Genomic DNA, 18855 nt, shown 5'->3' with positions numbered 1-18855 from the left:
ACCTAACAGCCTGTAAGCGCAGGAGATAAAAATGAGCCTTTTCGGTGCAATGATTTCCGGTGTATCCGGCCTTAACGCCCAGAGCCAAAACCTTGGTGTTATTTCGGATAATATCGCGAACCTTAATACAGTTGGCTATAAAAGCACCGTGGGTCGGTTTTCGACCCTGGTGACGCAATCGGCAACACAGACCAATTATACGCCCGGTGGCGTGCAGTTTCATCCGACAGCCCTGATCAGCAAACAGGGCCTGTTGCAGGCAACGTCATCGACAACGGCAGTTGCCATTTCGGGCGATGGTTTCTTCCTGGTGCGCGATACCGCAACCCCGGGCGAAGACAGCGAACTGTTCTTTACCCGCGCGGGCGACTTCAAACCCGACGATAACGGTTACCTTAAGAACACTGCCGGCTATTATGTGCAGGGCTGGGCAACCGACCGTAACGGCCAGTTGCTTGATAAAACCGGTGCTGTCACATCGTCGAACAGCTCGGCTGCCGGCGATTTGCAAATTCTCGACATCAACTCGATCCTGACAGCCGCGGCATCGACCACTAAAATCGAATTTGGCGCGAACTTTAACGCCAACGAAACACCGTTGAACGGAACACCGACAACGTCAAGCGCCACATCCATTGTTGCCGACACAACGGACCTGACGACACTGGGCATGGCCGTAGGTGATTCTTTTGACATTACCGTTGGCACCGGTGCCACCCAGACCGTTACGATTGGCGCAGGCGAAACCCTGAACAGTCTGGCTGCCAAAATTTCGGCCCTGACCGGCGTAACCGCAACGGTTGATACCACCAGCACCAACCACACATTGTCAATTGCCTCGACCGACCCCGAGGAAACGCTGACACTGGCAGACAACAACAACACGCCGCTGGGGGCCCTTGGTTTTGGCACCCTGACAACGACGGCTGCCTTTACACCAGGTGCAGGTAACATTGCATCGGGCTCGATTACGGCCAACAATTCCCTGCCGATCACGGTTTATGACTCATTGGGGACAGCCCACAAACTGAACCTTCAGGTGATTAAACTCGGGCAGAATAAATGGGGCTATGAACTGACCGGGGCCACCACCACCGGCGAGCTTGATACAGCCGCCCATCCCAATGGCCTGATTGCATCTGGCACCATGACCTTTGACGGGAACGGCGCGCTTAAAACCTTTACCGACGAAGGGGGCCTGTCGCGGGTTAATCAACCCGTTACCGGGATCACATGGACCAACGGTGCGGAACCCAGTTCCTTTACCCTGGATGCCGGTACAATTGGCCAGACGGACGGCATTACCCAGTTTGCTGCCGGAACCGACGCCAACGGCAACCTGGTTGACTACACCACCCACTTCATCAATCAGGATGGTGCCCAGGCCGGTACAATGGTGAATTATGGCTTCACCGAAGATGGTTTCTTGCAGGTCGAGTTTGCCAATGGTGTCAAACGCCCGGTCTACAAACTGGCCGTTGCCACCTTTGAAGCCCCCGATCAGCTGGAAAACCATACCGGCAACGTTTATCGCCAAACCCGTGAATCCGGTGACTATCTGTTGCGTGAACCGGGCCTGAACGGTGCGGGTTCGGTTGTGGCATCCGCACTTGAATCCTCGAACGTCGATCTGGCCGAGGAATTCACCAACATGATCGTGACCCAGCGGGCCTATTCGGCGAATACCAAAACCATCACCACAACGGATGAAATGCTCGACGAGCTGATCCGGGTGAAACGTTAATCTCAGGCTGGCGCGGGTTAAGTTCCCGCGCCATTGCCACGGCAGTTTCTGCCACAGGCTTACTGTTAGGGACTCGCCCGGCTTTGGCCGGGCTTTTTTTTCGTCGAACCAGTACCTACATAGTATATGATCGTGCTTTCAACCCAAGATGCCCGAGCGCGGACATTGGTGGGCAAAAATTGCCGGTCGTTAACCTGTTCTTCAACTTGCCCCCCTATTCGTGATAGGGGTTGGTTAGCGTCATGACGCCAGACCAGTTTGGGAATTGGGGTGACCGAGCGGGATAGGAGCAGCCTGAATGGGCGGCATTTTACAGACTCTCAAGAGCCTGGGGCCGACACGTCTGATGGCGTTGTCGGGCGTTGGCCTATTGTTGATTGTGTTCTTTGCTTTTTTAATTTTGCGTGTCTCACAGCCAAATATGGATTTGCTGTATCGCGACCTGTCACCGGCCGATGCCGGGCAGATCGTTGACCGTCTTGAAAGCCAGCAGGTCGATTATCAGTTGCTTAAGGGTGGCACCGAAATTCTGGTTCCCGCGGACCAGGTGAACCGTATGCGCATTTCCATGGCCGAAGCCGGACTGCCATCGGGGGGATCGGTCGGTTATGAAATTTTCGACAAACAGGACGGCATGGGTTCGACCAGTTTCGAGCAAAATATCAACCATGTTCGCGCCCTTGAAGGCGAATTATCCCGTACCATTGCCTCGATTGATTCGGTGAAACAGGCGCGCGTGCATCTGGTTTTACCCAAACGGCAAATGTTTTCGCGCGAAACCCAGGAACCCAGTGCGTCCATTGCCCTGCAATTGCAAGGCAAAACACTTGATGCCGAACAGGTAACAGCCATTCAGCACCTTGTTGCTGCTGCTGTGCCGCAACTGGTGCCCAGCAAGGTTTCCATCATTGACGAGCGCGGGCATTTGCTGGCCCGCGGCGACGGCGAACAGCAAACCGCCACCTTCCTGACCCAGACCGCCGATGAAATGCGCATTCGCAACGAAACCCGGTTGCGCAACACCATCGAAGACCTGCTGTCGCGCTCGCTTGGCTATGGCGAAGTGCGGGCCGAGGTATCGGTCGATATGAATTTCAACAAGGTCACCACCAATAACGAACGGTTCAACCCGGACGAACAGGTGGTACGTTCAAGCCAGACCGTTGACCAGACATCGACCAACACCGAAACCGATGGCACCGACCCGGTAACCCTGCAAAACAACCTGCCCGACCCGAACCTGGGCAGCAACGGTGCCGGCAGCAACAGCCAGGAAAACCGGTCGGAAGAAACGGTTAATTACGAAATTTCCAAAACCACCACCACCAGCATCAAGGAAGTCGGCGAGATTTCGCGGGTGACCGTGGCGGTACTGGTTGATGGCACCTACACCACCGACGAAAATGGTGACAAGGTTTATCAGGAACGTTCTTCGGGGGATCTTGATAAAATTGCGGCTCTGGTGCGCAGCGCCATTGGTTATGACCCCAACCGCGGTGACCAGGTTGAAGTCATCAACATGAAGTTTGCTGATACCGGCGATATGTTCAGCGATGCACCGGTTGATACATTCCTGGGGCTTGATAAGGCCGAAGTCTTCCGCATTGCGGAAATGCTGGTACTGGCGATTGTTGCAATCCTTGTTATCCTGCTGGTGGTTCGCCCGCTTCTGACCCGTGCCTTTGAAACCTTGCCCAGTGCCGCCGACATGGCACAGCGCCAGTTGCTGACCGAAGATGGCAGCATGATGGAAGGTGGCACCCCTGCACTGGCGGGCCCGGCCCCGGTGCCTGGCGGGCACATGAATGAAGAGCATGACGAACTGATCAATATTTCGCAGGTTGAAGGCCGGGTTAAAGCATCCTCGGTCAAGAAAATTGGCGAAATCGTTGACAAACACCCGGAAGAGGCCCTGGCGATTATTCGCAACTGGCTTTATCAGGAAAACTAGGGTCGGGGCCTGTTCGAACGGGTGCAACGTTTGTTTGATATTTCTGATCCGGGGTTACGACCCCGGACTAACACCTGACAGATTGCCGAAATGATATGACTGCGATCGAAAAATTCAAATTTGAACTTAACTTTGATGATGCCGATACTGTCATCCGCCCGGCTGGCGCGGAAGAGGAACATTATTCGCTAAAGCGCAAATCGCAGCGCAAGAAAAAAGAAGAAGAAGATGTGCCGCCGCCACCCCCGGCGATTTACACCGAAGAGCAAATGCAAACCATGCTGCGCGAAGCCGAAACACGCGCACGCGACGAAGCATTGGCACAGGGCCACGAACAGGGTTTAGCCCAGGGGCGCGAGGAAATTCTGACATCGGTACAAAAAGCCGTTGCAGATACCGCCGGGCAAATTGCGGCCCGCCTTGAACATATTGATGAAATCCAGAAACGCGCCCAGGCAAGCATTGCCGAAGATGCAATTCATGTCACCCGTGCGATTGTCAAAAAGCTGCTTCCGGCGTGGACACAGGAAAACAATACCACCGAAATCGAAAGCATCGTTCGTCAATGCCTGTCCAACCTGTTTGATGCGCCCAAGGTACTGGTCCAGGTTGATCCCGATATTGCCGTGGAACTACAAACCCGCGTGGCCGAAATCGCCCGTAGTCGCGGTTTTTCGGGGCAAGCGGTTGTTGTTGGTGAAGCCAGCATTGCCAAAGGTGACTGCCGCGTTTCATGGGGCGATGGCACCGCGATCCGCGATCAGGCGCGAACATGGGGGGAAATAAACGCCATTCTCGATGCCGCGATTGCCGCCCACCGCGAAGGGTTTGACCTTGACGACAACAACCCGATGGCGGACCCGGAAATTCAAAAAAGCCGGAAACCGGAACCAAAACCCGAAACGGTTGCCTCCGACCCGGCCCCTGACGTAACCGGGCAGACCGAAACCGGGGATACACCTGCCCCGGCAACACCGGAAACCGGAACACATAGCACCGACCCGACCGGGCAAACCAGCCAGACAACAGAACGAAACATGCCTGATGATGCCCCGCCGGGCCCCCAGGCCAGCCCTGCCGAAACACCGGATGGCACGGGTTTGAACCGCAATGGGGACCTCGCGTCCCCCGGCACAACCTGAACCCAAAAAAAGATAGCACTGGCTGTTTCAAACAATAGATTGCATCAGTGCGGTGATGAAAGCGACAATACGGGTTCGGCAGGCGCAATCCGTCCCGACACAAGCAGGAGAACAAAATGGCAGATGATGACGATCTTGAACTGTCCGAGCTTGATGATGACGATATCGAGCTGGAAGGCGAAGGAACCGAATTGCTGGCCGGACTCGATACCAGTGGCGAAGGGATGAAAACATCCAAGGATCTTGAAGCGGTATATGATATTCCCGTTCAGGTATCCGCCGTGCTGGGAAAAGCGACGATGCAGGTAAGCCAATTGCTGAAATTGGGCCGTGGTGCTGTCGTGGAGCTTGACCGCAAGGTTGGGGAAGCTATTGATATATATGTTAACAACCGCCTGGTCGCCCGCGGCGAAGTGGTTGTGGTAGAAGACCGTCTGGGGGTGACCATGACGGAAATCATCAAATCGGAACGAAACTAGGCTGGTCAGAAGGATAGCTGTGAATGGCGGACGGGGGGACGAAGACGACGTTCGACATCGCAACGGTGGTCGGACTGACCGTCGGGTTTGCGCTGGTTATTGCGGCGATTTTCCTGGGGGGATCGCCCGGGGCATTTATTGACGTACCGTCAATCCTGATTGTGCTGGGGGGGACTGCCGCAATTACGGCGGTGTGTTTTGCCCTTGGCGAGTTTTTAGGGGTTGGCAGGGTTCTGGCACGGACAATTTTTCATCCGTCGCGCAATCCGTCGGATGCCGCCTTACAAATTTTACAACTGGCTGAAATTGCCCGCAAAGGCGGTGTTCTGTCCCTCCAGGGGCATCTCGACAGCCTGCTAAGCGAGGAATTTCTGTGGAAAGGGTTGTCGCTGGTTGTGGATGGCACCCCGCCCGAAGAAGTTGAAGGGATCATGCGCAAGGACATGAACGCCACCATTTCGCGCCACCAGAAAGGTGCCAGCATGTTAAAAAAGGCTGGTGACATTGCCCCGGCAATGGGCCTGATCGGGACATTGATTGGTCTGGTGCAGATGCTGGGTAACCTTGACGATCCGTCATCGATTGGCCCGTCAATGGCGGTGGCCCTTTTGACAACGTTTTATGGTGCGGTTTTGTCAAACATGGTGTTCATGCCGCTCGCCGCCAAACTGGAACGCAACTCGCAGGAAGAAGAATTATTGAACTCGGTCTATATGGTCGGTGCCGTGTCAATCGGGCGACAGGAAAACCCCCGTCGCCTTGAAATGTTGTTAAATTCGATTTTGCCGCCTGCAAAACGGGTCAGTTATTTCGATTGATCACCGATTGCCATTTTTCGGTGACAAATCAATGGTATCAATGCACAGACACACAAAAAGCGGATCGGAAAGAGATTAGGTAATGCAGGTATTGATCGTTGGTGGACTGGGCGGCCAGATCGGCGCAGCCAGCAAGATCGCGATGGCGCGGGGTGCTTCGGTTCAATTGGCCGAAAGCGTTACGACAGCCTTGAACATCCTGCGCGCAGGCAAACGCATTGATCTGGTGATGGCCGATATTGCGCTTGATGTTGGTGCCCTGATCACGGCCCTGTCGACCGAACGTATCAGCGTGCCGGTAGTGGCCTGCGGCGTTGGCAATGACATTAACGGTGCGGTAAATGCCATTAAAGCCGGGGCGCAGGAATATATCCCCCTGCCCCCCGAAGCCGATTTGATTGCCGCCATTTTTGAAGCCGTAACCGAAGAAAGCCACGCCCTGATCCATCGTGATCCGCGCATGACAGAAACCTTGCGGCTGGCCGAACAGGTATCACGCAGCAACGCATCCATCCTGATCACCGGCGAAAGTGGCACCGGCAAGGAAATTCTCAGCCGGTTTATTCACCGTAAATCCAACCGGGCAGACAAGCCGTTTGTTGCCGTGAACTGTGCCGCGATCCCCGATAATTTGCTGGAATCCGAGCTTTTCGGCCACGAAAAGGGCGCTTTTACCGGTGCCCAGGCCCGCCGGATTGGCAAGTTTGAAGAAGCCAATAGCGGTACCTTGCTGCTAGATGAAATCAGCGAAATGGATGTCCGGTTGCAGGCCAAATTGCTGCGCGTCATTCAGGAACGCGAAATTGACCGGCTGGGCGGTAGCAAACCGGTCAAGGTGGATGTGCGTATTCTGGCAACATCAAACCGCGACCTTGAAGCCTATGTGCAGCAAGGCAATTTTCGCGAAGACCTGTATTTCCGGTTAAATGTTGTCAATCTGGACATTCCGTCACTGCGTGAACGCCCCGGCGATATCCCGGTTCTGGCAGAATTTTTTATGCGCAAATATTCCGAAGCCAACGACATGCCGCTTCGCCCGATCAGCCCGCTGGCCATTGAACGGCTGGTGGGCCATTACTGGCGCGGCAATGTGCGTGAACTTGAAAATACCATGCACCGCGCCGTATTAATTGCCGGGCCAGACGAAATTGGCCCGGAATCCATCATGCTGTCGGGCACGGCCCCCCAGGCCGTTGTTGCCCCGGCACCGCAACAGGCTGCTCTCGCACAACAGCAAGGCTATGGCAATAACGGCCCGGACCCGCGAGACATTGCCCGTAATAACGCGGCAGCATCGGCCTATAACCCGGCCTATGTAAACCAGGCCTATCGTAATTCCGGCGGGGCAGCAGGCGGATATGGCAACAGCACGCCCGATAATGGCGGGTATGCGGCCCCGCGTGAACCGGCGCAGCCCCCGCAACCTGCCAGCCCCCCGGCATCGCACGACCCGTACGCCACGCCATCGTCAAACGGCACACCGCCTCCGCATGACCATGCGCCCGAAGGCGAGGACACCGGCGTTATTTCCGATCACGGGTCCATCACGGCAGCCCTGGTCGGGCGGACAGTGGCCGATGTGGAACGGGAACTGATTATTGATACCCTGAAACATTGTTTTGGCAATCGGACCCACGCCGCCAATATATTGGGAATATCTATCCGTACCTTGCGCAACAAACTGCGCCAATATAACGACGAAGGGGTAAGTGTCCCGCTTCCGGGTAACGGATAAAACCGGTTTTGCACAGTCCGGGGTACTGTGCCGCTGTTACATATAAATAAGCTTTGGGCTTGATGTCGTAAAAAACACCCCATAAACACAAACCGGGTTTTCCCGGCGCGACGGGCAACAAACAGGAACAACAGCGCACAACATGGCAGATGGTCGCCAGATAACCCCGTCAGGGGCCGGAAAAAACGACGGACAATCCGGCGGCAATGCCGTTATGGGCAATTTGCAAGGGCGGTTCCGTTCGGCAATGCGGCGTGGCGACATTGCCATGGCGTTGGGGTTCGTGCTGATCCTTGTGATCATGATGTTTCCGCTGCCGACCTGGCTGCTGGATATGTTTTTGGCCCTGTCGATCAGTTTTTCCATCCTGATCCTGATGACAGCGCTGTTCATCCAAAAACCGTTGGAATTTAACTCGTTTCCAACGATTTTATTGGTGGCAACATCGCTGCGTCTTGCGCTTAACATCGCCACCACCCGCCTGATTTTGGGTCATGGGCATGAAGGCCCCCAGGCCGCCGGACACGTGATCGAGGCATTTGGCGCCTTTCTGGTCAGTGGCAATTTTGTCATCGGTATTATTGTTTTTGCCATTCTCGTGATCATTAACTTTGTCGTGATCACCAAGGGTTCGGGCCGTATCGCCGAAGTCGCCGCGCGTTTTACCCTTGATGCCATGCCCGGCAAACAAATGGCGGTAGATGCCGATTTGTCATCGGGCCTGATCAACGAAGAACAGGCCAAGGCCCGGCGCAAGGAACTGGAAGAAGAAAGTTCTTTTTTCGGCTCGATGGATGGTGCATCGAAATTCGTGCGTGGCGATGCGGTTGCCGGTATTCTGATTACCTTCATCAACGTAATTGGCGGCATCATCATCGGCACGGCCCAGATGGGGCTAAGCCTGAACGAAGCCACCGAAACCTATACCATTTTAACCGTCGGTGACGGCCTGGTATCGCAAATCCCGGCGCTGATCGTTTCGACAGCCGCCGGTTTGCTGGTCACCAAGGGCGGCATGGAAGGCGCAACCGAAAAGGCCGTTTTTGGCCAGGTGTCGAACTATCCTGCCGCCTTGGGCATTGCCGCGGCCATGATGGGCGGCATGTCGCTGTTACCAGGCATTCCCATGGTCTGGTTTATGGGCGCGGCAATCGGCATGGGTTATCTGGCCTGGATGCTTGGCAAGCGCAAGGATACCGCCACTGCCAACGCCATTCAGGAAGAAAGCGATGCCGCAGCACAGGCCGCCGCCCCCCCCGCCGAAGAGCCCATCGCCAATGCCTTGCGCATGGATTATGTCCGGCTGGAACTGGGATATGGCCTGTTATCGCTGATCAGCACGGAGCGCGGGCAAAAACTGACCGACCAGATCAAGGCGCTGCGTCGCCAGATGGCGGCCGATATGGGCTTTGTCATGCCCAGCGTGCGCATTCAGGATAACATGCAGCTTCCGGCCAATACCTATGTGGTACGGGTGAAGGAAATTGAAGCCGGGCGCGGCGATTTGCGCCCCAACATGTTGCTGGTGATGGACCCGCGCGGCGAGGAAATTACCCTGGCGGGTGAAAAAACCATCGAGCCGACCTTTAACCTGCCTGCCATGTGGGTGGAACAGGGCATGAAGGAAGAAGCCATGTTCAGGGGTTATACGGTGGTGGACCCGCAAACCGTGATCACCACGCATTTGACCGAAGTGGTCAAGGACCACATGCCCGAACTGCTATCTTATGCCGAAACGCAAAAGCTGCTGGACGAACTGGAAGACGAACAGAAAAAACTGGTCGAGGATATTATCCCCAGCCAGATTTCGGTGGGCGGGGTTCAGCGTGTGTTGCAGGCCTTGCTGACCGAACGTATTTCAATCCGCGATTTGCCGACCATTCTGGAGGGGATCGGCGAAGCCACCGCCTTTACCCGCAATCCAACCTTTATGACCGAACATGTGCGTTCGCGCCTGGCGCGCCAGTTGTCGGACACCAATTCCAACGGCGATGGTGTGATCCCGCTTGTTACCCTGTCCCCCGAATGGGAACAGATTTTTGCCGAAAGCCTGGTGGGCGCCGGCGAGGAAAAACAGCTTTCCATGCCGCCCAGCCAGCTTCAGGAATTTATCAACAAGGTGCGCACCACGTTTGAACGCCTGGGCATGATGGGGGAATCCCCCGTCTTGCTAACCAGCCCGGGCATTCGCCCTTATGTGCGGTCCATTGTCGAACGGTTCCGCCCGGCAACGGTTGTCATGTCGCAAAACGAAATTCACCCCAAGGCACAATTAAAAACAATGGGGCAAATTTGATGATCGGGCAAAAAGAGGCGTTCCATGCGTCTTAAAACCTTTACCGCCCCCACCATGAGCGCCGCGATGGCGCTGGTCAAAGAACATATGGGGGCCGATGCCATTATCGTATCGACCCAGGATATTCCCGGTTCGGGCGTTCGTTTAACCGCCGCCATTGACAGCGAACCCGAGTTTGAAATAGGTGCGGGCGGCATCAATGATGACGCCGCCAGTGGCCCAACCCTTGGCGAATTGATCGACGAGGCCGAGGCTGCCCTTATCCGTCATTCGGTACCCGAAAGGCTACGCCTGCGCCTGTGCGATGCCATGGGCCGCGAACGTAACCCCGGCAATGTGCAACAATTGCTGGCCAGTGCCCTTGATGAAATATTTGAATTTACCCCGCTGCCCGAAAAAAGCAGCCCGCGCGTCATTGCCTTTGTCGGCACACCCGGGGCGGGTAAAACATTATGTGTTGCCAAGGCCGCAGCCCGGGCCGTAATGAAAAAACGCCGGGTTGCCGTGTTAACCAGCGACACCAAACGGGCGGGCGGCGTTGACCAGCTTCGGGCTTTTACCAAAATCCTGAAAATTCCGCTGGGTATTATCAAATCACCCGAGGATTTGCGCGAACAGTTTGATGCCTCTCGCGGGGCCGATCTGGTATTTGTCGACACGGCGAACTGCAATCCTTATATCCAGAGCGAACTTGCCACATTGAGCGAATTTTTACATGCCGTTCCCAGCGAACCCATTCTGGTTTGCCCGGCCGGCGTCGATGCCGAAGAAACAGGCGACATTGCCAATGCCTTTGCTGAATGCGGAACAACCAGAATGCTGATTACGCGCCTTGATGTTGCATCCCGGCTGGGAGGCGCGTTATATGGTGCGGATACAGGAAACCTTTCCCTATGCAATGTCAGCATGACCGCACAGGTTGCAGACGGGTTGACAGCCATTAGCCCGGTCGCCCTGGCAAAGCTGCTTATTCCTGCCAGACACACCCACAAGAAAACGAGTTTCGCCGAGGTCATGAAATGACAGCCAAAACTGATGCCACCCCAAAACAGGCTGGACGCACCAAGGGACGCAATGTCATTGCCGTTGCGTCGGGAAAAGGCGGCGTAGGCAAGACCTGGTTCGCCATTTCGCTATGCCATGCACTGGCTTTGCATGAACTGAAATCATTGCTGTTTGACGGCGACCTGGGCCTTGCCAATATTGACATTCAACTGGGCCTGATGCCCAAACATGACCTGGGCGGTGTTATTTCCGGGCGTATTGCGCTTCGCGATGCCATTACAACCTTTGAGAATGGCGGGTTTGACATTGTTGCCGGGCGCAGTGGTTCGGGCACCCTTGCCAACCTGTCGGCCAGCCGCTTGCAGGCCCTGTCAGACGATTTGCTGCAAACCGGCAAATCCTATGACAAGGTTGTCATCGACCTTGGTGCCGGTGTTGACCAGGGCGTGCGCCAGATGACCAGCCTTGCCAATACTGTCATTGTCCTGACCAATGGCGACCCCACCGCATTGACCGATGCCTATGCCTTTATCAAGGTTACCCATATGGCGCGGCCCCGGGCCGATATTCGTGTTGTGGTTAATCTGGCAAAAGACAAAAAGGAAGGCGAGGCTATTTATGGTAAACTGCTTAAGGCGTGCGAAGGGTTTTTGAAAATCTCGCCGCCGCTTTTGGGCGTGATCCGGGCAGATAGCAAGGTATCGGAATGCATTCGCAGCCAAACCCCGCTGCTTACCCGCCATCCCAATTCCATTGCCGCACAGGATATCGAGGCGATCGCAACAAGGCTGATCGAGGGATAACACCATCATGGCAGACATAAGCCCCCCTGTTCCGTCTGTCTCCGGTGCCAACGCCGTTGGCACCGGGGCAACAGGTGCGGGCAATGCAAGCGGCACGGCAGTCGCCCAAAATCCGCCTGCCGCCCTTGCCAAACTGCCCGTTGACACCCTGATCCAGGCCACCATTCAAAGCAAAAATGGTGCGGAAGTAACCCTGCAAACCAGCGCGGGAAATGTCACACTGAAATTGCCACAAGCCCTGCCTGCCAGCCTGAATGATCTGGTCTGGGTGCGGATCATGCCCCAGACCGGGGCTGATGGCAGCAGTGGCCTGCGTTTGCAGGTATTGCCACAAACCCTGATGACGGCCGGCAATGGTGCGGGGGCCAGTGCCGGTGCAAGTGGTGCCGCAACAAATGTAGCCGCCAACCCGGCCCCCCTGATGCCCGGGCAAAGTTTTACCGGCGTTACCACCACCAGCCTGACATTTCCCGGCGGGGCCACCTTGCCCGCCGGCAGCCAGATGCAAATGGTGTTTGTTGGCCCCGGTGCGGCGTCATCGGCAAAGGCCGCCGGGGTCATTGCATCGCAAATGGCGGGGCAAACGCCTGGTGCGGGTACGGCCAATAATGCAAACATTGCCAATTCCAATATCCTTGCCGGGAGGGCCGGGTTTGCAGGGCAAACCGGCCAAACGGCAGGCATAACCACCGGCACAGCAACCTCGGCCGCATTGCTTGCCGCCGGTGCCAAAGGGGCCGGTCAACCTGCCATGGTCCTGACCGGCACGGTATTACCCGCCAACAGCCCCGAAGCCCGCCTGTTGCCCGATGGTTTTACAGCCCTGCGAACCAATGCCGGTGTCATTGGCGTTCGGCTGCCCGTCCCTGCCCCGGTCGGTGCAACCTTATCTTTTGCAATCGATGCCAACAGTGCGGCTGCGGCGCGTATTCCCCAGCCGGTGATGACGGAAGGCGAACTTATGGCCCGTGGGCAAGCTGCCAGCCTTAGCCACGACTGGGACAGCCTGCAACGTGCCGTCGCCGCCCTTGCCCAGGCCGACCCACAGGCCGCACAGGCCCTGTTAAACCAGATCCCCGCAGCCGGCCCGCGCCTGACCGCAACCATGATGTTTTTCTTTACCGCCATGACAGGTGCTACCGGCACCGCCAAAGGATGGCTGGGGGAACGCACCATTGGTTCGCTTGACGGGCGCGATGGCAAGGATGCCGGACTGGGCAAAAAGCTGGAAAAAGATTTTAACATCCTGCGCAGTATGGCCAGCGAACCGCGATCGGACGGCTGGCGGGTAATGTCAATGCCGTTTCACATGGGGGAGCGGATTGAACAAATGCAACTGGCATGGCGACAGGGCCAGGGCGAAGACGACGACACACCGGAACGCAAGGCCGACGACCCCGGCACCCGTTTTTTGCTGGATCTGTCTTTTACCCGGCTGGGCCATACCCAGCTTGACGGGCTGGTGCGCAAGGAAACCCAGAAATTTGATTTGATCGTGCGAACCGAAAATGCCCTTGATGGCCCCCAGCGCGACGACATTCGTGCCATTTTTCATCAGGCCCTGTCATTGGCAAAGCTGGGCGGAGCGCTGAATTTTCAAAATGGCCAGCGCTTTGTCGAGGTCAGCGCCGACCCTGCACCGTCCGGCCCGCACAAACGCGGACTGGAAGCATAAGACAAAAACACGGGCGCACGCCCACCACGGCACCGCTGGCATTAATTGCCCGCCAGTGCGACGCCCAACAACACATTTTGATCAGGAACAGGCCCATGCTGGAAATTTTTGAACGCCGCAACCTGCTGGAAACCGAGGCCAACCCCGGCATTCAGTTCGATTATGTCGTAACATTGCAAAGCGAACTGACAGGTGCCGAAAATGTTTTTCCGGCCCGGCTTAGCCTGCGTTACGTTCCTGACCGCCTGCTTTTGAAACCGGCCTGCCTGGCGACCTATTTTCAGGAAATCGAAACCATAACCTTTGATAACCTTGAACAGGCCGCCGTCCTGTTGATGGAAGATTTCAACAACGAACTGGTGCCCCGCTGGATCAACATGCGGTTAAACAAACACACCGCCGATAGTGGCACCGTGCAACATCATGAAGCCACCCTGGAAGATCGCCAGCCACGCTGGCACAATGCCCGCCTGATTGAACGCCTGGAACGGTATTAACCGCTTAGCGAAACGGTTGCCCATGTACCCAGCAGGTTAACGAAAACCGGGTTCCGGCAATGGTTGGGGCAACGCGGTGCAATACAAAACTGGGAAACAAAATGGCCGTGCCGCGTGCCATCGGCGCATCGACAATGTGGCCTGCCGGGTTCATCTGCAATAACCCGCCTTCATAATCGGCGGGGTCGGAAAGCTGAATTACCATTGTCAGCTTGCGACGGCGTGCAACGTCAGATGCGCCAATGTCGCTATGCCAGTCATAATGGCCACGCTGGTCGCCTTCATAGCGCGCAATCTGTGCATTTTCGGCAAAGTCGGTTAACCCGAAATCAAAACAGGACCGGTTGGCCGCTGCAACCAGATCAACAATCTGGCGCATTACTACGGGTTCCTGTTCTTCATTAAACCAGCCAATCTGGCTGCGGCGAATATGGCTTGCGGCCTGCCCCTGCACCAAACCACCATCGTCAAGCCGGTCATTGAAATTGGCAATTAAACGATCACAGGTTTCAATATCGAGCGCGTCTGGCACAACCAGAGACATTTCGTCGGGAAACATTTCGCCAAAACTCCAAAACACGCCCTATTGGCGCTGCCGCCGATCTATACCGCTTTGCAGCACCTTACCAGCGCAAAAAACGCACGGTTCCGCAAATTTTCAGGCGGGTCAATTCACGCTAACAACATCAGCTCACTATGTTGATTTTTAGACAAATACCAGCTTCAGAGCATGACGCGCGTGCCAGTCACATCACAAGCCCCCTGGCACCCCGGCACCATTGCGCCAAACCGGCGTTCCATACCTCATGCCCATAGAAAGCAGCGATCAAGCCGTTTTAACCCGGCTCTGCGACATCGTGATTTTGCCCTGTCAGGGTCAATATCGCCCCGCCTGTGGCCGCCGCGTCGTCCGGGTCATGGGTCACCATCAGGGTTGGCAAGGCTTGCTGGCGGGCCTGATCAAACACAAACCGGCGAAACTGGTCGCGCAAGGCGGCATCAAGCTTGGAAAACGGTTCATCCAGCAACAAGGCGGATGGCTGCGACAATAAAACCCGCATCACCGCCACCCGTGCCCGTTGCCCGCCCGACAATGTTGCCGGGTCACGGTCGGCAAAACCAGCCAGATTTGCCGTTATCAGGGCCTGTTCCACTGCATCGCGCCGTGCGTCCCTGCCCCTGACATGGGCCGGCAGGGCAAAGGCAAGGTTGCCGCCAACCGACAAATGCGGAAACAGCAAATCATCCTGAAACAATATGCCGACATGGCGGTCCTGCGGCGGCAAATTATCAATTTGCGTACCGTTTAAAAATACGTGCCCTGTCACATCAAAACCATGCGCCAGCGTACCGCAAACATAGGCCAGCAAGGACGACTTCCCCACGCCGCTTGGCCCCATCAGGGTTGCGATTTCACCCGCACCAACGGCCAGGTCAACCTCGCACAATTTCTGGCCCTGTATGGCAATACATACCCGGTCCAGTTTCAACCCGGCCTTCTGACCGGAAAGACGGTGCGATGATGCAGGCATATTGGATCTATCCCGTATGTTCATGTGCCACTTCGCAAACCGCGACGCCGACGAAACAAAATTGCAGGCACCAGCATGGCAATGCCGAAACCGGCAAAGGGCAATATCGTTTGCAAAACGCCGTAAATGCCAATCATACGCCGGTCATTCCCCGCCGCCAGAGCCACCGCATCGGTGGTGATGGTGGCAAAGCGACCAGCCCCGATCAGCAAGGTTGGCAAATATTGCCCGATGCTAACGCCAAAGCCAACCGCCATAGCCGCCAGCACGGGCCGGGTTAATAACGGCAAAATCACCCGCCAGAAAACCCGGTCGGGCGATGCGCCCAAACACAACGCAGTTTGGCGATAGCGCGGATCAAGGGCGCGAAACGGATCGGCCAGCGATAAAAACACATAGGGCAGCACAAAAACCAGATGCGCCAGCACCACCGAAACAAGGGTGCGTTCCAACCCCAAAAAGGTAAAAAACACCTGCAAGCCAAACATGAAACTGATTTGCGGCATCAGCAACGGCACATAAATCAGCCACAACGCCCCGCGCCCGGGCCGGGAAACGGTGGTACGCTGTTCGCGCTCCAGACACGCCACCACCAGAACAATCGCCAGTAAAACAGCAGCACCACCGATAATGATGGTATTGATCACACCATCGCCCAGGGCCGGTAATTCACGCAGCCATAATTTCAGGGTCCATTGCCCTGGCAACATATCGGGGAAACGCCAAAACCCGGCAATGCTCCAGACCGCCAAACCGGCAATGCCCAGCAACACCATGCCCGCCGCAATCAGGGCTGCAAGTGCGCCTGCGGTCCGCACACTGCCTTCGTAACGATAGCGTCCACCAGCTTCGGCCCAGCCGCGCCCAAAGCGGGCCACCAGCTTTTCACCCCCCCACCAAAGCACAATCAAAGCCACAACCACGCCCAGTTGCACCAAAGCCGCCGCCGATGCCATAAACCGCATGGATAAATCCGGGTCGGACAACCAGTGTAAAATACGCACCGCCAACGGAGCCGGCGTGGTCGGGGCCAATATCATCGCGACATCAACCACCGATGCCGAATAGGCCAGAACCGCAAAAACCGGTAATTTTATTTGCGGGTAAATACGCGGCAATACGGTTTTAAACCAGCCCGCCACCCGGCCATATCCCAGGGTTAAGGCAACATGGCGGGTGCGTTCGGCATCGGCCTGTGGCAACGCGCCCAGCGTCATTAAAAACAAAAACGGCACTTCCTTTGCCACCAACCCGGCGACCAGTGCCAAACCCCACCCATCCTGCACGGTCACAATATCGGGCGGGCGGTCCCAGCCGCCAACTGATGCAACCGCCCGCATAACCCAGCCCGATGGCGCAATTAAAAAGGCAATGCCAAAGGCCGCTGCGGCATGGGGCACCGACAAAATCGGTGCCAGCACGCGTTGCATCAGGGCAAAGGCACGTGTGCCCTGCCATGCTGCACAAAAAAGCATAACCACAAAAAAGGATATCACCGTTGCCAACAGGCCGGTCGTTGCCGAAAGCCTAACTGAAATCAGCAATCCCGGCTGGGCAAATAATTCCTGCCACGCTGCCAGCGACCATTGCCCGCCGCCCAGGGCCGGCAAATAACCAAAGGCAGGCAACACCGTGCCCAACAGCCCGGCCACCAACGGCCCGACCATTAAAAACACGGTTAAACCCGGCGCATATTTTAGCAGCTTGGGCACATATCCCCCGTCACACCGGCCATATCCCGCACCGGGCATGGCCATGTTGGGGCGTTCGCAAGCGCCGGAAACAGGATTGGAGGAAAATCATTGGGCAACGCCATAGCGTTTTTGCCATTCACTTTCGACCAGTTCCATCCAGCTTGGGTGCGGTTCGGGCAGGACATTGCCCATTTCGGCTGGCGACAGGGTGGCAACACCCAAATCAAGCGCGTCAAATTTTGCACGGTCCGCCGCCGGAATTTTAGCCATATCCAGCACGGTAAAACTGCCCCAGATTTCCGGGTTCTGTTTGCGCAACTGGGCCTGTGGCGACATCAAAAAATCGGCCAGCACCACGGCACCGGCCTTGGCCGATGCATTAAACGGAATGGCGACAAAGTTGGTATTGCCCAATGTGCCACCGTCAAACACAAAACTGCGAACCGTGTCGGGCAATTCAAAATTGGCAATGGCGGACGATACCTCGGCCGCACTAAAGGAAAAACCAATATCAATTTCGTTATCGGCCATCATGGCGCGCAAGGCCGCCCCGTTGGCCGGATATGCCTTGCCCTCGCGCCATAAAACCGGCTGCATTTTTGCCAGATAATTCCAAAGCGGCGCCAACACCTTTTGCGCATCGGCGGCGTCTGCCGGTTTTTGCAAAACTGCCGGGTCATCGACAACCTCGGTCAACACCTGCTTTAAAAAGGACGATCCCATATAGTCGGGCGGCTGCGGATAGGTAAACCGGCCCGGATGGTTTTGCAGCCACGCCAACAAGTCCTGTGCACTGTGCGGCGGGGTTTTCACCCGGGATGTATCATCAAAAAAGCTCAGCTGCGCCATGCCCCACGGGGCTTCCAGCCCATCGGTTGGGACGGTAAAATCGTTGATCGTGGTGGGCTTGCCGGTAACATCAACATATTTGAAATTGGGCGTTTGTTCGACCCACGGACCAAACAGCAAATCATTGCGCTTCATCGCGGCAAAGTTTTCACCATTAATCCAGATCATATCGACCGCGCCGCCATCGGTGACCCCGGCGGCCTTTTCCGAAACCACCTTTGATACCGCATCGGCGGTATCGGCAAGTTTGACCTGTTTGACGGTAACGCCGTATTTTTCCTGCACCTGGTTGCCAGCCCAGGCGATGTAATCGTTAATGCGTGGCTCCCCACCCCAGGCATACCAATAAACGGTCTGACCTTTGGCCTGTTTTAAAACCGCATCCCAATTGTGCATATCGGGCGCCGGGTCGGCGCTGGCAAGGGGGGAAAATCCGGTCAGGCTGGCGCCAAGCGTTGCCACCACGATCAAACGGGCCATTAATCTGGGCATGTATGTTTCCTTCCCCCGAAATTTACGCAATCGACATGCGCGTTAATTGTCTGTGACAGGGGGAAACGGAACAATCAATTTTTGCCACCGTTATTACCCTGCAATGAATTGTTTTCAGGCCTAAAGCCCATGAAATCAATTCA

The 18855-nt window shown here is 56.1% G+C and carries 15 protein-coding genes; 11 read left to right on the top strand and 4 right to left on the bottom strand.

Going from position 1 to position 18855, the window contains the following annotated elements:
- Positions 1–31: 31 nt before the first annotated feature.
- The 11 genes from THS27_RS08100 (at position 32) to THS27_RS08050 (ending at position 14145) form a co-directional block, all read left to right on the top strand.
- Complete coding sequence (locus THS27_RS08100; RefSeq protein WP_085589672.1) at positions 32–1744, top strand: flagellar hook protein FlgE; 1713 nt, start codon at positions 32–34, stop codon at positions 1742–1744.
- Positions 1745–2042: 298 nt separating this feature from the next.
- Positions 2043–3695, top strand: a complete 1653-nt coding sequence (fliF, locus tag THS27_RS08095; RefSeq protein WP_085589670.1) for a flagellar basal-body MS-ring/collar protein FliF — start codon at positions 2043–2045, stop codon at positions 3693–3695.
- 95 nt (positions 3696–3790) lie between these two features.
- Positions 3791–4837 carry a FliH/SctL family protein gene (locus THS27_RS08090; protein ID WP_085589668.1) on the top strand — a complete coding sequence of 349 codons (1047 nt, stop codon included), beginning with the start codon at positions 3791–3793 and terminating at the stop codon, positions 4835–4837.
- A 224-nt stretch (positions 4838–5061) separates the two neighbouring features.
- Positions 5062–5316: a flagellar motor switch protein FliN gene (gene fliN, locus THS27_RS08085; RefSeq protein ID WP_371440813.1), complete on the top strand. Its 255-nt coding sequence runs from the start codon at positions 5062–5064 to the stop codon at positions 5314–5316.
- Positions 5317–5339: 23 nt separating this feature from the next.
- A complete protein-coding gene (locus THS27_RS08080; RefSeq protein WP_085589666.1) occupies positions 5340–6134 on the top strand; it encodes a motility protein A in 795 nt (264 codons plus the stop codon).
- 82 nt (positions 6135–6216) lie between these two features.
- On the top strand, positions 6217–7869 hold the full coding sequence (locus tag THS27_RS08075) for a sigma-54 dependent transcriptional regulator (protein ID WP_085589664.1): 1653 nt from the start codon (positions 6217–6219) through the stop codon (positions 7867–7869).
- 142 nt (positions 7870–8011) lie between these two features.
- Positions 8012–10165: a flagellar biosynthesis protein FlhA gene (gene flhA, locus THS27_RS08070; protein ID WP_085589662.1), complete on the top strand. Its 2154-nt coding sequence runs from the start codon at positions 8012–8014 to the stop codon at positions 10163–10165.
- Between the two features lie 24 nt (positions 10166–10189).
- Positions 10190–11188, top strand: coding sequence for a GTP-binding protein (locus THS27_RS08065; protein WP_085589660.1), 999 nt, complete (start codon positions 10190–10192; stop codon positions 11186–11188).
- Complete coding sequence (locus tag THS27_RS08060; protein WP_085589658.1) at positions 11185–11973, top strand: MinD/ParA family protein; 789 nt, start codon at positions 11185–11187, stop codon at positions 11971–11973. The genes THS27_RS08065 and THS27_RS08060 overlap by 4 nt, the downstream gene beginning before the upstream one ends.
- Positions 11974–11980: 7 nt before the next feature.
- Entirely contained in the window at positions 11981–13648 is a 1668-nt protein-coding gene (locus THS27_RS08055) for a hypothetical protein (protein ID WP_139835520.1), read from the top strand.
- 95 nt (positions 13649–13743) lie between these two features.
- Complete coding sequence (locus tag THS27_RS08050) at positions 13744–14145, top strand: hypothetical protein (protein WP_085589656.1); 402 nt, start codon at positions 13744–13746, stop codon at positions 14143–14145.
- Between the two features lie 4 nt (positions 14146–14149).
- Here THS27_RS08050 and THS27_RS08045 read toward each other — a convergent pair whose 3' ends face one another.
- The 4 genes from THS27_RS08045 to THS27_RS08030 all read right to left on the bottom strand — a co-directional run bounded on the left by THS27_RS08045 (position 14150) and on the right by THS27_RS08030 (position 18712).
- The gene (locus THS27_RS08045) at positions 14150–14704 is read right to left on the bottom strand and encodes a 2OG-Fe(II) oxygenase (RefSeq protein ID WP_085589654.1); all 555 of its coding nucleotides are present in this window, start codon (positions 14702–14704) and stop codon (positions 14150–14152) included.
- 277 nt (positions 14705–14981) lie between these two features.
- Positions 14982–15677, bottom strand: a complete 696-nt coding sequence (locus THS27_RS08040; RefSeq protein WP_085589652.1) for an ATP-binding cassette domain-containing protein — start codon at positions 15675–15677, stop codon at positions 14982–14984.
- A 20-nt stretch (positions 15678–15697) separates the two neighbouring features.
- Entirely contained in the window at positions 15698–17434 is a 1737-nt protein-coding gene (locus THS27_RS08035) for an ABC transporter permease (RefSeq protein ID WP_246832890.1), read from the bottom strand.
- A gap of 42 nt (positions 17435–17476) precedes the next feature.
- Positions 17477–18712 (bottom strand): ABC transporter substrate-binding protein, encoded by a 1236-nt coding sequence (locus THS27_RS08030; RefSeq protein ID WP_085589651.1) that lies wholly within the window; start codon positions 18710–18712, stop codon positions 17477–17479.
- Between the last annotated feature and the right edge of the window lie 143 nt (positions 18713–18855).

This window comes from Thalassospira sp. MCCC 1A01428 (assembly GCF_002115825.1).
GTDB lineage: Bacteria > Pseudomonadota > Alphaproteobacteria > Rhodospirillales > Thalassospiraceae > Thalassospira.
Note: the sequence above shows the minus strand (reverse complement) of the source record. Positions and strands in the feature narration are given on the sequence as shown.

Coding starts and splice junctions, on each gene's coding strand:
- flhA (WP_085589662.1), top strand. CDS start 8,012: ATGGCAGATGGTCGCCAGATAACCCCGTCAGGGGCCGGAAAAAACGAC.
- THS27_RS08050 (WP_085589656.1), top strand. CDS start 13,744: ATGCTGGAAATTTTTGAACGCCGCAACCTGCTGGAAACCGAGGCCAAC.
- THS27_RS08080 (WP_085589666.1), top strand. CDS start 5,340: ATGGCGGACGGGGGGACGAAGACGACGTTCGACATCGCAACGGTGGTC.
- fliN (WP_371440813.1), top strand. CDS start 5,062: ATGAAAACATCCAAGGATCTTGAAGCGGTATATGATATTCCCGTTCAG.
- THS27_RS08100 (WP_085589672.1), top strand. CDS start 32: ATGAGCCTTTTCGGTGCAATGATTTCCGGTGTATCCGGCCTTAACGCC.
- THS27_RS08090 (WP_085589668.1), top strand. CDS start 3,791: ATGACTGCGATCGAAAAATTCAAATTTGAACTTAACTTTGATGATGCC.
- fliF (WP_085589670.1), top strand. CDS start 2,043: ATGGGCGGCATTTTACAGACTCTCAAGAGCCTGGGGCCGACACGTCTG.
- THS27_RS08055 (WP_139835520.1), top strand. CDS start 11,981: ATGGCAGACATAAGCCCCCCTGTTCCGTCTGTCTCCGGTGCCAACGCC.
- THS27_RS08060 (WP_085589658.1), top strand. CDS start 11,185: ATGACAGCCAAAACTGATGCCACCCCAAAACAGGCTGGACGCACCAAG.
- THS27_RS08040 (WP_085589652.1), bottom strand. CDS start 15,677: ATGCCTGCATCATCGCACCGTCTTTCCGGTCAGAAGGCCGGGTTGAAA.
- THS27_RS08045 (WP_085589654.1), bottom strand. CDS start 14,704: ATGTTTCCCGACGAAATGTCTCTGGTTGTGCCAGACGCGCTCGATATT.
- THS27_RS08035 (WP_246832890.1), bottom strand. CDS start 17,434: ATGGCCATGCCCGGTGCGGGATATGGCCGGTGTGACGGGGGATATGTG.
- THS27_RS08075 (WP_085589664.1), top strand. CDS start 6,217: ATGCAGGTATTGATCGTTGGTGGACTGGGCGGCCAGATCGGCGCAGCC.
- THS27_RS08065 (WP_085589660.1), top strand. CDS start 10,190: ATGCGTCTTAAAACCTTTACCGCCCCCACCATGAGCGCCGCGATGGCG.
- THS27_RS08030 (WP_085589651.1), bottom strand. CDS start 18,712: ATGCCCAGATTAATGGCCCGTTTGATCGTGGTGGCAACGCTTGGCGCC.